Annotated in this window: 15 protein-coding genes; 7 read left to right on the forward strand and 8 right to left on the reverse strand. The window is 35.6% G+C overall.

Annotated elements, in window-relative coordinates:
- Positions 1-193 precede the first annotated feature (193 nt).
- Positions 194-1108 carry an aromatic amino acid DMT transporter YddG gene (gene yddG, locus H1225_RS13880; protein ID WP_006536337.1) on the reverse strand — a complete coding sequence of 305 codons (915 nt, stop codon included), beginning with the start codon at positions 1106-1108 and terminating at the stop codon, positions 194-196.
- An 873-nt stretch (positions 1109-1981) separates the two neighbouring features.
- Here yddG and H1225_RS13885 point away from each other — a divergent pair.
- The 6 genes from H1225_RS13885 (at position 1982) to H1225_RS13910 (ending at position 7805) form a co-directional block, all read left to right on the forward strand.
- Positions 1982-2542, forward strand: coding sequence for a fimbrial protein (locus H1225_RS13885; protein WP_006536338.1), 561 nt, complete (start codon positions 1982-1984; stop codon positions 2540-2542).
- Between the two features lie 98 nt (positions 2543-2640).
- Positions 2641-3321: a fimbrial biogenesis chaperone gene (locus H1225_RS13890; protein ID WP_109400119.1), complete on the forward strand. Its 681-nt coding sequence runs from the start codon at positions 2641-2643 to the stop codon at positions 3319-3321.
- Positions 3322-3357: 36 nt separating this feature from the next.
- Positions 3358-5877 (forward strand): fimbria/pilus outer membrane usher protein, encoded by a 2520-nt coding sequence (locus H1225_RS13895; RefSeq protein ID WP_109848144.1) that lies wholly within the window; start codon positions 3358-3360, stop codon positions 5875-5877.
- On the forward strand, positions 5877-6395 hold the full coding sequence (locus H1225_RS13900; RefSeq protein ID WP_109848143.1) for a fimbrial protein: 519 nt from the start codon (positions 5877-5879) through the stop codon (positions 6393-6395). Before H1225_RS13895 ends, H1225_RS13900 begins: the two co-directional genes overlap by 1 nt.
- A complete protein-coding gene (locus H1225_RS13905) occupies positions 6395-7468 on the forward strand; it encodes a fimbrial protein (protein ID WP_109848142.1) in 1074 nt (357 codons plus the stop codon). Before H1225_RS13900 ends, H1225_RS13905 begins: the two co-directional genes overlap by 1 nt.
- A 25-nt stretch (positions 7469-7493) precedes the next feature.
- Positions 7494-7805 carry a helix-turn-helix domain-containing protein gene (locus H1225_RS13910; protein WP_072064475.1) on the forward strand — a complete coding sequence of 104 codons (312 nt, stop codon included), beginning with the start codon at positions 7494-7496 and terminating at the stop codon, positions 7803-7805.
- A gap of 135 nt (positions 7806-7940) precedes the next feature.
- Here H1225_RS13910 and potD read toward each other — a convergent pair whose 3' ends face one another.
- The 6 genes from potD to cbrC form a co-directional block, all read right to left on the reverse strand.
- Positions 7941-8984, reverse strand: coding sequence for a spermidine/putrescine ABC transporter substrate-binding protein PotD (gene potD, locus H1225_RS13915; protein WP_006536345.1), 1044 nt, complete (start codon positions 8982-8984; stop codon positions 7941-7943).
- A 114-nt stretch (positions 8985-9098) separates the two neighbouring features.
- Positions 9099-9878 (reverse strand): spermidine/putrescine ABC transporter permease PotC, encoded by a 780-nt coding sequence (gene potC, locus H1225_RS13920; RefSeq protein ID WP_006536346.1) that lies wholly within the window; start codon positions 9876-9878, stop codon positions 9099-9101.
- Positions 9875-10735 (reverse strand): spermidine/putrescine ABC transporter permease PotB, encoded by an 861-nt coding sequence (gene potB, locus H1225_RS13925; RefSeq protein ID WP_006536347.1) that lies wholly within the window; start codon positions 10733-10735, stop codon positions 9875-9877. Before potB ends, potC begins: the two co-directional genes overlap by 4 nt.
- Complete coding sequence (gene potA / locus H1225_RS13930) at positions 10719-11834, reverse strand: spermidine/putrescine ABC transporter ATP-binding protein PotA (RefSeq protein ID WP_161669375.1); 1116 nt, start codon at positions 11832-11834, stop codon at positions 10719-10721. Before potA ends, potB begins: the two co-directional genes overlap by 17 nt.
- A gap of 546 nt (positions 11835-12380) precedes the next feature.
- The gene (locus tag H1225_RS13935) at positions 12381-13418 is read right to left on the reverse strand and encodes a S8 family serine peptidase (protein WP_229096586.1); all 1038 of its coding nucleotides are present in this window, start codon (positions 13416-13418) and stop codon (positions 12381-12383) included.
- Positions 13419-13827: 409 nt separating this feature from the next.
- Positions 13828-14418 carry a PF03691 family colicin E2 tolerance protein CbrC gene (gene cbrC, locus H1225_RS13940; RefSeq protein WP_109400123.1) on the reverse strand — a complete coding sequence of 197 codons (591 nt, stop codon included), beginning with the start codon at positions 14416-14418 and terminating at the stop codon, positions 13828-13830.
- A gap of 169 nt (positions 14419-14587) precedes the next feature.
- Between cbrC and dusA the strand changes: the two genes are divergently transcribed.
- Positions 14588-15622 carry a tRNA dihydrouridine(20/20a) synthase DusA gene (gene dusA / locus H1225_RS13945; protein WP_275585103.1) on the forward strand — a complete coding sequence of 345 codons (1035 nt, stop codon included), beginning with the start codon at positions 14588-14590 and terminating at the stop codon, positions 15620-15622.
- A gap of 42 nt (positions 15623-15664) precedes the next feature.
- Here dusA and H1225_RS13950 read toward each other — a convergent pair whose 3' ends face one another.
- The gene (locus H1225_RS13950) at positions 15665-15979 is read right to left on the reverse strand and encodes a hypothetical protein (protein ID WP_072065183.1); all 315 of its coding nucleotides are present in this window, start codon (positions 15977-15979) and stop codon (positions 15665-15667) included.
- Positions 15980-16052: the final 73 nt, after the last annotated feature.

The raw sequence follows: 16052 nt of genomic DNA on the forward strand, positions 1-16052 counted from the left end.
TACTTAACACATCTTCATTGGAGATGTTCCAAGTGTAACTTTTCAGTTTATAAGTAATATAGATAAGCCGATATTTTCCTCATCGCATAGTGAAAAAATTTCAACTTACACAAATGCCCTTTTTAAATAGAATTTCTTGATCCAACAACCTCTATTTACGTCAACATTTGACTTAAAAACCCCCTATTTTAGGTTATTTGGTCATTTTAAGTGGTTTTATCGTTTTTTGACGAGTTGCTAACCAGCAAATTAAAGAACCGCCTGTCACCATCATTACCCCCTGCCAAAATGAGAAAGAAAGGGCGGTAGACAATAGTATTGAGGAAAATGCAGTAGAAATAACAGGCGTAAAATAAGAGAGTGTGGCTAATAAGGTTACATTGCCTCTGATCATACCGATTGTCCAAGCCGCATTAGCAAGCCCAATTGCTGCACCCGTGATTAACAAAAGCGTGATACTTTTTATATTAATAATCCATTCAACTGGCGTTGAAAATAGGTATTGCCCCCATAACGCAAGTGAGGTTAATAAGAAAAAAGGCACTATACCATTATTCCCACCAGAAATAAGACGAGTTAAATTGCTATAAAATGCCCATAAAATGGCACCTGAAAACGCCAATATATAGCTTAATGGATTGCTTTGAATATTTTGCCATAAGCCTTCAATAGTTAGAGGATTATCCCCACTAACAACCCAAACTAATCCACTAAATGAACATAATAATCCTATGATCAGTAAAATAGAGAATCGCTGTTTATTGACTATGACAGCAAGTGCTAAGGTAAAACTAGGCCATAAATAATTCACCATTCCTAGTTCTATGGCTTGTGTTCTATCTGTTGCAAATCCTAATGCCAAGGATAAACACACTTCATATGTAACAAATAATATCGCTCCCCAAAAAAGATAACGTTTAGGAAAAAGTGATAGTTTAGGTATACCTAAGATCAAAATAAGAAACACTGTTCCTGTAGTATAAATCAGTGCAGCCCCCCCTACAGCACCAAAATACTCACTAATATTACGAATTAAACCAACAATGGTGCTCCAAAGAAGAATAGCAACAATGCCATATAACGTCCCTTTTGATGAGCTAGATATCATTTTGTGCCTTCAGATTTAAGATTGTGCCATTAGTGCCGATATTAAAATAAAACCAGCATAATTGCTTTAACCATTCTTATGCAAAAAAACAAAAAAAGTTGAATGCTGAAACATTTTGTTACAATTAATATCAAACATAAAACATATTGACCTACTCCCATGAGTAGTAAAAAAAGTATCATCAATTTTATATTTATAAAATACGTCTTTTAATTTCAATTTAAAATGAATAAATAATATTTCTATTTTTTTATTCAAATATAAATTTCAATTTTATATTTGAATAAAAAAGAAACCAGACCGTCTCTTTTGAGCATAAAAAGTGTTATTTTTTGTATCCTTTTATAAATAGTTTCATTGTGAAATATATCATATGAAACATCATCTTATAAGTATATTTACAAAGTCCTTTTAGGATGCTCCTTATTAGAGACTTACAACGAAATAAAAACAAAAAATAAAAATACAATAAATATCAATACGATATGTGATACCATGAAATCATTAGATAAAATAATGTATTATTCCACTTTTTAACACTAGCTATTACCGATAGTTATCAAGATACCAATAGATATCACCTATAAAACAAGCTAAAAACGATCGTTTAAAACGATTTCTCTATTTTTTTTAGCACATCTATAATTTTTGTGAATTTGACTTAGGTATGAATATGACTGTTTTATCGTTTTTACGATAATTGCGGTAATCAGCTCTCTGTTAAATATATATAAACAGCCTTACGTTACACGTCTAAAAAATAATTTATCCCCTTTTATTCTCTATTTAAAAATAGAGAATAAATAGCGTTAACTATTAACTTAATATATTAAGTTAATAGTTAAATATATATTTAAAACATAGGAATAATTAATGAAAAAGTTATTATTGTCTGCAATTATCACTTCTGCAATGGCAGTTATTGTAGCACCTGCATTTGCAGAAGACACCGGCACTCCTGCACCAACAGAAGTCACCGTTAATGGCGGTACTGTAAACTTTGAAGGTTCTGTTGTTAATGCAGCTTGTGGTGTTGATAGTAGCTCAGCAAACCAAACTGTTCGTTTAGGTCAATTCCGCGTTGCCGAATTTACTAAAAAAGGTGATGAAACAGGTCGTATTCCTTTTAGTATTAAATTAAATAACTGCGATATTACTGTTTCAACATTAGCTGCAATTACTTTTAATGGTACAGCCTCTGACGGCGATGCAAGCGCATTTGCGTTGCAAGGTAGTGGTGCAGCGACAAATGTAGCATTAAAAATTACTGACTCAAGCAGTAAAAATGTTATTCCTGGCCAACCATCAACAACTCAAAAGTTAATTGAAGGCGAAAACCAATTAAATTATAACGCATCGCTTGTTTCAACTGATGACACCGTTAAGGCAGGTAGCGCAAACGTTACCACAAACTTTATGGTTACTTACTCTTAATTGCTCATCATTTTTGATTGATATCTGATTGCCAAGGACGGCATATTTTTATCAAAAAATACAATTGCCCTATATTCATTACCTAATATATTTTTATTATGAAAAAAATACTTATATTCCTTACTATTTTTCTCTTTCCATTATTATCTTATTCTAATGGTGTTTCATTAGGTGCCACACGTATTATTTATAATTCAAATATTAAACAAACCAACCTTGTTATTACTAACTCAGATAAAGAAAATAGCTTTTTAATTCAGTCATGGGTTTCTGATAATAACGGAGTTAAAAATAATAATTTTATTGTCACGCCTCCTTTATATATTCTTGATGCCAATAAAGAAAATGCATTAAGAATTATGTATACCGGTGCACCACTACCTGAAGATAAAGAAAGTTTATTTTGGATGAATGTAAAAGTAATCCCTTCATTACAAGATGAACTAGCTAAGGAAAATACACTACAAATTGCAATACAGAGCCGAATAAAGCTTTTCTATCGCCCCGGAAATTTGCCTGCTTATAATGAAAAGTTTGCAAATCAGATTTCTTTTTCTTACCAGAATGGTGAGCTTATTGCGAATAACCCAACACCTTATCATATAACTATGGTGAATTTAGCGGTAAAGGATAATCAACTTCCTACCAGCATCATGATAAATCCGTTATCTCAATTAGTGTTAGGAAAAATAAAAAGTAATGCAAATCTCATTTCATTCCAAACAATTAATGATTATGGCGCACAGACGGCTGTATTAAAAAAAGAAATTTCTCATTAAAGATTACATCAGCTCAAGACTTCTTGGTCAAAAAACATGATTAATAAAAATACAGTTTATTTCTTCTTTTCTGGTGCTATCACAATATTAATGGCTTTGCCATTTTTAGCACACAGTGCAAACCGATTTAATCCTGCATTTTTGGCTGACTCTCCCGATTCTGTCGCTGACTTAAGCTATTTTGAAGCCGGAAATAGTATCAAACCAGGAGATTACCCTCTTGATATTATTTTTAATAATGAATATCTGAGAACAGAAAACATTCATTTTATTAGCCAAGATAAAAGTGTAACTCCTTGTTTAAATAAATCTTTTTATCTATCATTAAATATTAATACTAAACTATTTTCTGATATTGAAAACGCCTCAGATAAACAATGTATTAATATTGAAGACATTATTCCCGACTCTGTTATTAATTATGATATTGAGAAACAAGCATTAAAAATTCAAATCCCTCAAGCAGCTTTAGATCTTAAAGCACGTGGTTATATTCCACCAGAAAAATGGGATAACGGTATTACTGCGGGAATATTAAATTATACCTTTAGCGGTGCCAACAGTTGGGGAAATTCTCATAATAATAGTTACTATTTAAATCTACGTAGTGGGATCAATATTGGCGCTTGGCGATTAAGAGATTATTCCACTTGGCATTCATCTAATGGAAAAAACCAGTGGAACCACATCAACACCTATCTTCAACGCAATATCGTGTCGTTAAAAAGCCAATTACAAATTGGCGACAGTTATACGTCATCAACACTTTTTGACAGCATTAATTTCCGAGGTATTTCCTTAGAAAGCGATGACACCATGTTGCCTGATAGCCAAAGAGGTTTTGCCCCTATTGTTAGGGGAATAGCAAATAGTAATGCCAAAGTCGTTATAAAACAAAATGGCTATGTTATTTACCAAACCTTTGTTGCGCCTGGAGCATTTGAAATTAAGGATCTCTATCCAACATCAAATAGCGGAGATCTCTATGTTTCTATTGAAGAGAATGATGGCAGTAAACATGATTATGTTGTGCCGTATTCTGCAGTGCCCATTTTACAGCGAGAAGGTCAAAAACAATTTGTTATTCAAGCAGGTGAAATCCGCCAAAATAACCAAAATAAAAAACCACGCTTTCTACAAGGCCATCTAATCTATGGATTGCCTTATGACACAACAGTATATGGTGGGGCTTTAGTTAGCGCTGATTATCAATCTTATGCACTTGGAGCCGGTAAAAATATGGGCTCTTTAGGTGCATTATCAACAGATATCACTTTTGCTCATAGTAAACTACCAGATAATTCGACATCAGAAGGCTACTCTTTACGCTTTCTCTACGCAAAATCACTTAACCAATTTGGTACTAATTTTCAATTATTAGGCTATCGCTATTCTACTTCTGGATTTTACACGCTAGAAGAGACGCTCAACACACGTATGTCTGGCTATCTCTATGAAGATAATCAACAGACTCCTTCACGTTATTTTGACTTGCGTAATCATAAAAAAGGCAGTCTCCAGATCAATTTATCACAACAACTTGCCGATTATGGCTCTGTTTTTATGACAACACACTGGCAAAACTATTGGGGAACGAATGAGAAAAACGTCTTAGTCCAAACGGGTTATAACGGCAATATCAAAGGACTTTCTTACAACATTATTTACAGTTATAACCGCATGATGAATAGTGGAGAAAGGGATCAAACACTCTCTTTTGGCGTTTCTATTCCGTTACAACTTCTTATGCCTTCAGGTTATCAACCCATCAATAGTGCCTATCTCACTTATAACTACAGCCACAATAATAACGGTTATTCTGCTCATAATGCAGGTGTTGCTGGCACATTGCTTGACGACAATACGTTAAATTACAGTGTTCAACAGGGATATAGCAATCAAGGTGGCAATTATACGGGAAGTGCTTCTCTTGGATATCAAAGTCGCTATGGCAATTTCAATGCTGGTTATAACTACCATCAAGATGCTCAGCAACTCAATTACAGCCTTGCAGGTGGCATGCTGTTACACAGTGAAGGGATCACATTAAGTCAGCCATTAAGCTCAAATACCATTTTAGTTGATGCTGGCAAAACAGCAGATGTACCGATTGATAATGCAACAGGAATTTATACTGATTGGCGTGGATTCGCGGTTATTCCCTATGCCACAGCTTATCGCCAAAACAAAGTTGCTCTAGATACCACGGCTCTCCCAGATAACATCGAAATTGAACAAAATATTCAACAAGTCATTCCTACTCAAGGTGCAGTTATTAAAGTTAACTTTGACGCTAAAACAGGATATCGATTATTACTGACATTAAAACAACAAGGGCGACCGCTACCTTTCGGTGCTATCGCTACCGATAAACAGAATCATCTCTCCGGTATTGTGGGCGATGATGGTTTGCTCTACCTCTCTGGCGTACCTCACTCAGGCCTATTAGATGTTCGCTGGGGCAATGAATCATCTAAACATTGCCAAGTGAACTATCAATTACCTATTGAACAACACAATGAACCCTTTGTAAAAATGACACAGGAGTGCCAATAATGCGCAGATTAATGCTTGTTTTGGCTTTATTGATACTTTCTATAAGCAAAGGCAATACTTATGATACTTTGATTCAAATTAATGCCCGAGTAACCGGCAACACTTGTACAGTAGAAACCAACTCAAAAACAATTACGGTGAAACTAGGTAATATTGCGACTAAAGATTTCACTTCAACGACAATTACTCAACAACGTACACCTATTATCCCTTTTAGTATTAAGTTGGTAGATTGCCAACCCGAAGCCAGTGGCGTGAAAGTCAGCTTCAAAGGGACGCCTTCTGCATCAGATAATACATTACTTGCAGTTAATCAGGATGGTGCTCAAGGTATTGCTATTGCACTTATGGATAAATCAGGCACACCTATTGCCATCAATGAGAAAAGCCAATCTTACCTGTTATTGCCTAATCAAGATAATACCTTGCAATTCTATGCCCGCTACGTCGCAACACATTTGCCTGTTAGTTCAGGGCAAGCTAATGCGACTGCGACTTTTTTACTGGAGTACCAATAATGAAATATTTCCTTTCTTTCTTATCATTACTGGTTTTTTTAGTGTTTATCCCTGAGAAAAGGGTATGGGCAGTGGCAGATCCTCTTATTGTATCACCTGTACCTATGAGTTTTGATGGTGCTGCTGATGGAACGCCAGCCGGTACGCCAATCACTTCAACATGGATTGGGGAAACATCTGTTTATAATGGTTTCAAATGTGAGAACAAATTCCTACAAAAATGTTGGGTTGAAACACTCTATGCCAATGCATTAGGTTCAAAAATAAGTGGGATCTACTATTATGAAGGCAGTAATCGATATCCTGTGTATGCTCTTGCTGGCGTAAAAGGTATTGGTTATGCCTTTGGGTTAAAAGATAATAATGACAATGTTTCTTATGTGCCTATTGATGTCGGCACAGGCTCAAGTGCAACGATTATTTATCCCGCAGCAGGCTCAACAGTAAACAAAGGCGTAGACCGCGTCTCATTAAAAGCAAAAGTTGTCTTTGTCGTTACTGACGAACACTTAGAAACTGGCGTTTATAATATTCCTTACACCGTAATTGCCAATACTTGGTCTGAGTACGGCGGTGCTCATAAAGGAAATAACACCTCACTTGTCGCGATAAATCCTGTAACAATCACCATTAAAGCTCGTGGCTGCACAGTCAATACCAAAAACCTAACCTATGAGTTAGGTGATATTTCAATGAGAGAGATGAGTGCTGTTGGTTCAACTTCAAAAATACAAACAAAGCCCATTTCAGTGACTTGTGATACCAATGTTCACTTGTACGCCAGTATGACCGATCAATCTACCTATTCTAATAATACGGATATTCTCACCTTAACATCAGATTCAGATGCATCAGGTATTGGTATTCAATTTTTCTTTAATGATACCCCTACCCCCGTAACTTATGGACCTGACATTAGTGCAACGGGACAACCTAACCAACGTTTACTTCATATAACAACATCTAATAACGAAAACTACACATTAAACCTGTCAACTCGGTATATCACGACTGGAACACTAAAACCTGGTAAAGCAAACGGGTTGGCCAGTCTGACTTTTTCTTATCAATGATGATTTGAATTTTTAAGGCTGATAAATGATAGATAACAGCAAAACCATTAATTTTCGTATAGGTCAGCGAATACGCCATTTACGAAAAAAATTAAAATATTCAGGTACTTTATTCGCTAAAGAATTAGAGATAAGCCAGCAACAGCTTTCTCGTTATGAACGAGGAACAAATAGGATCAGTATCGAATTAATTTATCGTATCTCTGAGAAATTTGATGTTCATATTAGTTACTTCTTACAAAGTAATCATATTTCAAGTATTGAACAACGAAGAAAAACTCAAGAAAAAAACAATCGGTTAATTGCCGAAAGCTGTATTAAGAATGATTTTAATTGAACGTAATCTATTTACTCTTTTTCTCATTACTGGCTATCTTTTACTTCTCTTTATTTTTAATTAAATAAATATGTATTCTTTTCTATTATAAAAAAGCCACCTTAACGGTGGCTTTAGGGTAAAAATTAAAGGTAATTAGCGTCCGGCTTTTAATTTTTGGTAATAGCTTTCGTATAATACAGTTGCATCACCCACATCATTTTGCCATTCGCCTTTGTTAATAATCTCTTCTGTTGGATAAAGAGAATTATCTTTAGTGATCACATTTGGTAGTAATTTTTGTGCGGCAAGGTTTGGTGTTGGATAACCAATATTCTCTGCAACTTTGGCGGCTATTTCTGGACGTAATAAGAAGTCGATAAGTTTATGAGCACCTTCGACATTCTTAGCATTAGCAGGTATCGCTAAGCTATCCATCCAGAAAATACCCCCTTCTTTTGGCCACACCATTTCAATCGGGGCGCCAGCATCACGAGCAATAAATGCCGAGCCATTCCAAATCATCCCTAAATTAACTTCCCCTTGCATATAAGGGTTAGCGGGGTTATCTGAATTGAATGCTAATACATTTGGCATCAACTTTTGTAGCTCTTTATAGGCTTCTTCAATCTGTTTAGGATCAGTTGTATTGCCCGAATAACCTAATTTCAATAATGCCATTTGGAACACTTCACGGGCATCATCGGTTAATAACAGGCTATCTTTATATTCAGGTTTCCATAAATCTGCCCATGAAGTAATGCTACTCACATCAACTTCATCGCTATTAATACCAATAGCTGTCGCTCCCCAAATATAAGGGATTGAGTAATCATTTTCTGGGTCGAATGATTTATGTAATAAACTAGGATCGAGATTATCAAAATGAGTTAATTTTGATTTATCGATTTTTTGTAGCATGCCTTCATGACTCATTTTAGAAATAAAATAAGTAGAAGGAACCACCAAATCATATGCACCTTCTTTATAGGTCTTTAACTTGGTATACATGCTTTCATTGGATTCATAGGTGGAATAAATCACCTTAATCCCAGTTTCTTTCGTAAACTGTTCAAGCAAACCAGGCGGCACATACTCCGTCCAGTTGTAGAAATATAATGTCTTACCATCATCAGCCGATGCTGTGCCGATACTTAATGCCATTACACTGGCAGCAAGTACAGAGGACCACTTTTTCATTTATGTTTCCTTCAGTGGTTGATGCGTTAATATCAAATAGGCAGCTAGCCTACCTCCAACAGATTGGTCATTAAGACCCCAAAAAGTGCGAGAAACTCGCACTAATACATGTCATTACGCTTTGCCAGTTCGGTCTTTTAAGATCAACTGACTAATTAACACTAATACTAAGGATAGACCTAAGAGGATGGTTGCAAGCGCATTCACCTCAGGTGAAACCCCAACTTTCACCATTGAGTAAATTTTCAGTGGTAAAATCTCATAGCTTGGTCCCGTCACAAAAGAAGAAACCACCACGTCATCCATGGATAACGTAAAGCTTAATAACCAACCTGAAGCCACTGCTGGCATGGCTAAGGGCATAATGATTTTACGTAAAATAGTAAATTCACCCGCACCTAAATCTTTGGCTGCCTCTAACATTTTCACATCAAATCCACTTAATCGTGAGTACACCGTTACTACAACAAAAGGTAGGCAAAATGTAATATGTGAAAATAAAAGCGACCAAAATCCCAATGAAACACCTAGGATCATAAACAGCACAAGCAATGAAATTGCCATCACAATATCAGGTGACATCATGACAACAAACAACATACCACCGACAAATTTTTTGCCACGAAAACGGTAGCGATAGAGTGCAACCGCTGCTAATGAGCCAATTAATGTCGCAAATGTCGCAGACGTGACCGCCATCGTTAATGAATGCCCAGCCGCTTGAAGCAGACTGTCATTATTAAATAAAATGGCGTACCAATCTGTGGTAAATCCTTTCCAATTAATCCCGAAACGCGATGAGTTAAAAGAGTTAACTATCAGAATGATAATCGGGATATAAAGATACGCGTAAATAATGGACATAAATCCACCACGCAATAACCGTCCTATCATTCTATTTCTACCTTCTTATGCAGTAGCTTCACGGCTCGGTAATACACAAACAGCATTAATCCCATCACCAATGTTAAGCAAATACTGGTTGCCGCCCCAAAAGGCCAGTCACGAATATTTAAGAATTGGCTTTTTATTACGTTACCAATTAGTAAATTCTTCGCGCCCCCCATTAAATCAGCGACAAAGAATAACCCCATAGCAGGTAACATCACGAGTAAACAACCCGCAATAATGCCTGGCATTGTTAATGGAATAATAATACGAATAAAGGTTTGAAATTTATTGGCACCTAAATCGCGCGCTGCTTCTAAACAAGATTTATCTAACTTTTCAATGCTGGAATATAACGGTAATACCATAAAAGGTAGCAAAATATAAACCAGCCCCAGTACAACGGCTTCTGGGGTATAAATAATCCTGAGTGGTTTATCAATAAGTCCAACCCACAACAGAAATTCGTTAAAATAACCTTTTGTACTTAGGAATATCTTTAATCCATAAATACGAATAAGGGAGTTTGTCCAAAAAGGTACAATCAATAAAAACAACATTAATGGCTGTATTTTCTTAGGCATTTTTGCAAGGAAATAAGCAAAAGGATAACCTAATAATAAACACGCTAATGTTGCTACCGCCGCCATATTGATTGAATGCAGTAATACTTCTGCATACATAGGATCAAATAAGCGATAATAGTTATCGAGTGTAAAGACCATCTCGACAAGGTTAGCATCATCACGCGTTAAAAAACTGGTCGCAATGATCATGATATTCGGCAAGAAGACGAACACCATCAACCAACCCACAACACCAGTAATTACGATGTTTTGAAATAGTTTACGTGTTTTCTTCATCTGCCAGCACGACCTCCCAGCTTTCAACCCAAGTCACTGCAATTTTTTGGTCTAACGAGTGATCAACATCTGGATCATCTTCATTAAAGAATTCACTAACCATCACTACCTTGCCATTTTCCATTTCAACAACAGAATCTAGCGTCATGCCTTTATAGTTACGTTCACGAACATAACCAATCAGACCAGGAAGATTTTCAAGATCGTGAATTTCTTCAACCCGGAGATCTTCAGGTCGAAGTAATACTTTGAGTTGCTGGTTTTGTGTCACTGGTAATGTGGTATAAATATCACATTCATGACCTTCAACATCAGCACGAATACGCGTTTCATCAATACGATGGAGTACACGTGCATCAAAGATATTAATTTCACCTATAAATTGCGCAACAAACAGGTTTGTTGGCTCTTCATAAATTTCACGCGGTGTTCCATCTTGCTCAATACGCCCTTCACGCATCACCACGATCCGGTCTGACATAGTCAGCGCCTCTTCTTGGTCATGAGTCACGAAAATAAAGGTTATTCCTAATTTACGTTGTAAGGCTTTTAATTCATTTTGCATCTGTTTACGTAATTTGTAATCCAGTGCAGATAATGATTCATCAAGCAATAAGACCTTTGGTTTATTTACAACAGCACGCGCAATCGCAACACGTTGCTGTTGTCCACCTGAAAGGTGTGCAGGGCGACGTTGGGCGAAATCTTCAAGTTGCACCATACGCAAGGCTTCTTCAACGCGAACATTAATCTCTTCAGCAGGCGTTTTTTGCATGCGAAGACCAAATGCGACGTTTTCAAAAACAGTCATATGAGGGAAAAGTGCGTAACTTTGGAAAACCGTATTTACAAAACGTTGTTCCGCTGGGATATCCGTAATATCTTGCCCATCAAGAATTATTTGCCCATCGTCAACGTCTTCTAAACCCGCAATTAAGCGCAAAACCGTCGTCTTACCACAGCCCGAAGGACCAAGGATGGTTAAAAACTCGCCATGGTTGATAGTGAGATCGAGGCGGGAAATAATTTGTTTTCCGTCGAAACCTTTACTTAAGGATTTTAATTCGACAACTGGTATCAGAGATGTTTTCTCAGTCATTTAAGGTAATACTCTATCCCGAAGAATAATGCAGATAGAACCGCCACTGGAAAAGACTGTGTGAGCTGCCGGAGCATTATGCTCCACAGAAGCCCAAAACCAGCGACGCCGTATGTATAGTACAAGCGGAAAATGATAAACGCAGTGACGTGAAATTGAAAGCAAAAAGGTGCTTAAACAATGAAAAACTATTCATATTTAAGTTTTTCATCATAAACTATGCTCTTTAGGATTTATGATAAAAACACAATAAAATCAAAATACTATTAATTTATATAAATAGCAAAAACCAATTAAGTTTATGATTAAATAAAATTTCGCCTAGAAGTTGTCTAATCGCCTTATTTTCCTATAAATACTTATTAGCTCATTTATTTGCAGTACTATTTTTTTGTATCGTTATTCATACAAAAAGTTAATTAAATTACGCTTCTTTTTATATTTTCATCTTATCATGATGATAAAAACTTTATATATCATATAGATGAAATTGAAATAACACCTCCTAATATTTTGGAGGTGTTAAAGGAATGGATGCCATTTTACTTAATGACGTTTTATTAATTTTTTTAAATACAAAATTGCGTTATTCACATTGGGTAAAGGGCCAATTTTATCATTTAACAGTGGAAACGTACCTGTTCTAATTAATAAGTCACGCATTTGTATCGGCGTTAACACACTGTTTGTATGGTCTTTATACCAAGATTGGATCACCGCTGCAGCTCCTGCAACTAAAGCACTAGCTGACGATGTACCACTAAAATTAGCCGTATAAGTATGGTTATCATCACTTCTAAACAGATCACCATAACCAGCCGTTGCAACATCTTCTCCCCACGCTTGTACATGAATAGGTGAACCATGCGTTGAGAAAGGCAATCGATTTAATGTATAGGGTGAACCCGCACCAACACGTATTGAATTATTATCATGACGTTGTCGATAACTTTCATAAGCAGGTAAATCTAAATCTACCCCTCCATTACCAGCCGCCATAATCACAATGATCCCAGCATCTGTTAATGCGCGAGTCGCTTCCCAAATATGCATTTCATAGTCAGCGGGTACGTAAGCTTGGTGCTCACAGATGGTTTGCATTTCATATAAAACGATATCGCCCGCATGTAATATGCGTTTACTGGCAATAATCGCATCAATGCGCCCACAAGTTAATTCAGAGATGGCATAAAACATATCTAATTTATAAGCGAGCCCTGTGATCCCTTTACCATCTTTTTTTCCCATTATTAATCCTGCAACCGCAGTACCGTGATCAGCCTGACTGGTTTTTTCATTAAAAGGGAGTAATGGTGTAATATTATCCGTTGATAAATCATGATGAGAAAGATTGAAATCCCACTCAATATCAGCGACTTGTATCCCTTGTCCATAAGCTTCTTGTTTCCATGCTTCAGAAATCCCCAATCCATTAATTTTATTAATATTTATCGTTTTTTCTGGCATATTTAGGTATTGCTGATATTGAGTAAAATCAGGCGTAATATTAGGAGGTTCAATAGGCTGTATCGGTATCGTTTGTACATATTCGATATCAGGGTGTTGTTGTAATACTTTAATCATTTCATCTAAAGAATAATGATTACTCTCTGGCAAATTAAGGTAATAATATTTATTTAGATCATTAAAATTTATTGAAATAGAATCAATATAATTTTTTGGGGGTAATTGATGAGCAGAGGACATTATTGGAACTAAAGATATATTAGTTAAAAAGGGATAATATTTTTTATGAAAATTAGAAAATAACAGATTTTTATTATCATAATCAATGTGTTTTACTTTTATAAGGATTTTTCTTTTAATGTTCATATTCAATGCTCCTCTTTTTATTTTTTTGCTTTATAGCGTAAAATATTGAGCAGTGACTATTTCCATTTTTAGTAGAGATAATATAAATAGATTGTTTTATAAAAAATAATATCAAGCCTGTACTCTAAAAATAGGCTTAATATTATTTGAATGATATTTATTAACTAAAATCAATATGTAGACGTAATTTTCCACAACAACAACATTTAAATAAATAACCTTGGCATCCACCATCATCCCATAAGCGCTCTGATAAATCAGAAAGTTCAAAACCAACGTCTTGAATATCTTGTTCTAAAGAAGCAAATTGTTCTAATTTATCCTTGATATCGTCCCATTCTACATAATCAATAAAGGCACAAGGTTCATCGCAATGTATTAGCCAATGTTCTTGTTGCCAGCCATGATAACCAGGCGTCCGTTTTGTTAATTCATCGAGTTTATTTTTATCTATAGGAGGTAGAGTAGAACCACAATACTCCCCCTCTTCGTCATAAAGAACTTCTCCGCCTTCAATGCTTGCAATATCTTGAAATTCACCATCAAACTTTTCACTTGCAGAACCATCCGCAATACACCACGGGCATAGTGCATCAATATCTTCTACTGAGTAGAAAGGGCTACCATAATAGATATCAGTTTCCTTTCCACAACAATCACATATAACGGTATCATCTGTGATAAAAACACCTGTTTTTATCGGTTCAGGATGATATTTAAAATAAGGTAATGCTCTTTTTTCTGTTGGCATATGTTTTCCTATTTTATAGTTTATTATCACTTATCTTCGGCTTTATAAAATTATCCTAGCATCAGATCTAGCATGTGTAAGCTATCCTCTATGCTATAATGCGCGCTCATTTTATCTCCTTTAATAATTTAGAGATAATCACCGCCTAAATAGACGAAAGAATTACAACATGTCAGAAAATATAGAACTCAATAAATCAACAGAAAATCATGATGTTAATAGCAATTCAAAAAAATATAATTTGAACCGCTTCTCTGTTGCACCGATGCTCGATTGGACTGATCGTCATTGTCGTTATTTCTTTCGTCAGCTCAGTAAAAACACGCTGCTTTATACTGAAATGGTGACAACAGGTGCCATTATTCATGGTAAAGGTGACTATCTAAAATACAGTGAAGAAGAACATCCAGTTTCATTACAATTAGGTGGAAGCGATCCCCAAGCTTTAGCGCAATGTGCAAAATTGGCACAAGAACGTGGTTATGATGAAATTAATTTAAATGTAGGTTGTCCTTCAGATCGCGTACAAAATGGGCGTTTCGGTGCTTGTTTAATGGGAGATGCACAGCTCGTCGCAAATTGTGTGAAAGCCATGCGTGATGTGGTTGATATTCCTGTCACAGTAAAAACACGCATTGGGATCGATGACCAAGATAGCTACGAATTTTTATGTGATTTTATTGATACTGTCAGTCGCGATAATAATTGCGATACTTTTATTATTCATGCACGTAAAGCATGGTTATCAGGTTTAAGCCCAAAAGAGAACCGTGAAGTTCCACCTCTAGATTATCCTCGTGTTTATCAATTAAAGCGTGATTTCTCGCATCTCACTATGGCGATTAATGGCGGAATTAAATCGTTAGAAGAAGCTAAGGAACACTTAAAACATATGGATGGTGTTATGGTTGGCCGTGAAGCTTATCAAAACCCATCAATTTTAGCGCATGTTGATCATGAACTTTTTGATAATCAATTGCCTATTGCTGATGCTGTCGCTGCCGTAAGAGCAATGTATCCTTATATTGAAAAAGAACTCTCACAAGGGACTTATTTAGGACATGTTACTCGTCATATGTTAGGGATTTTCCAAGGTATTCCGGGCGCTAGACAATGGCGTCGTCATTTAAGTGAAAATGCGCATAAACAAGGTGCTGATTTATCTGTATTAGAAAATGCCCTGAAATTTGTGACTGATAAATAATGTAAAAAATAAAACCAGCCCCTAAAGGCTGGTTTATTTTAATTAAAGTAATGAGAAGAAACGATTATAATTTGCAATTAAATAAGCGATTTGAAATTCAAAAGCCTCTTTAACTTCACTTTTACCTTCTTCTGAACCCTCTTTCTTTTTAATATCAAAAAAGGCGTTTTGCATTAATTGAACTGATACATCCATTGATTTTTGAAATGCAGATAAATTATTATTTTCACCCAATCGTTTAAATAATGCTTCTATCTTTTCATCAGCCACATCACGAATAAACTGTAATTCAACATTACTGACTTTATTATCCTCATAGATAAAATCAATAAAATCATTTAACTCATTCTTTTGCATAAACACTCCATACTCTATTAATAAAATTAGTAGAAACGTAAATTAAAAGAGATAAAGTTAAAAATAAATATAA

Origin of the sequence: Proteus penneri (assembly GCF_022369495.1) — a bacterium.
Classification (GTDB): Bacteria; Pseudomonadota; Gammaproteobacteria; order Enterobacterales; family Enterobacteriaceae; genus Proteus; species Proteus penneri.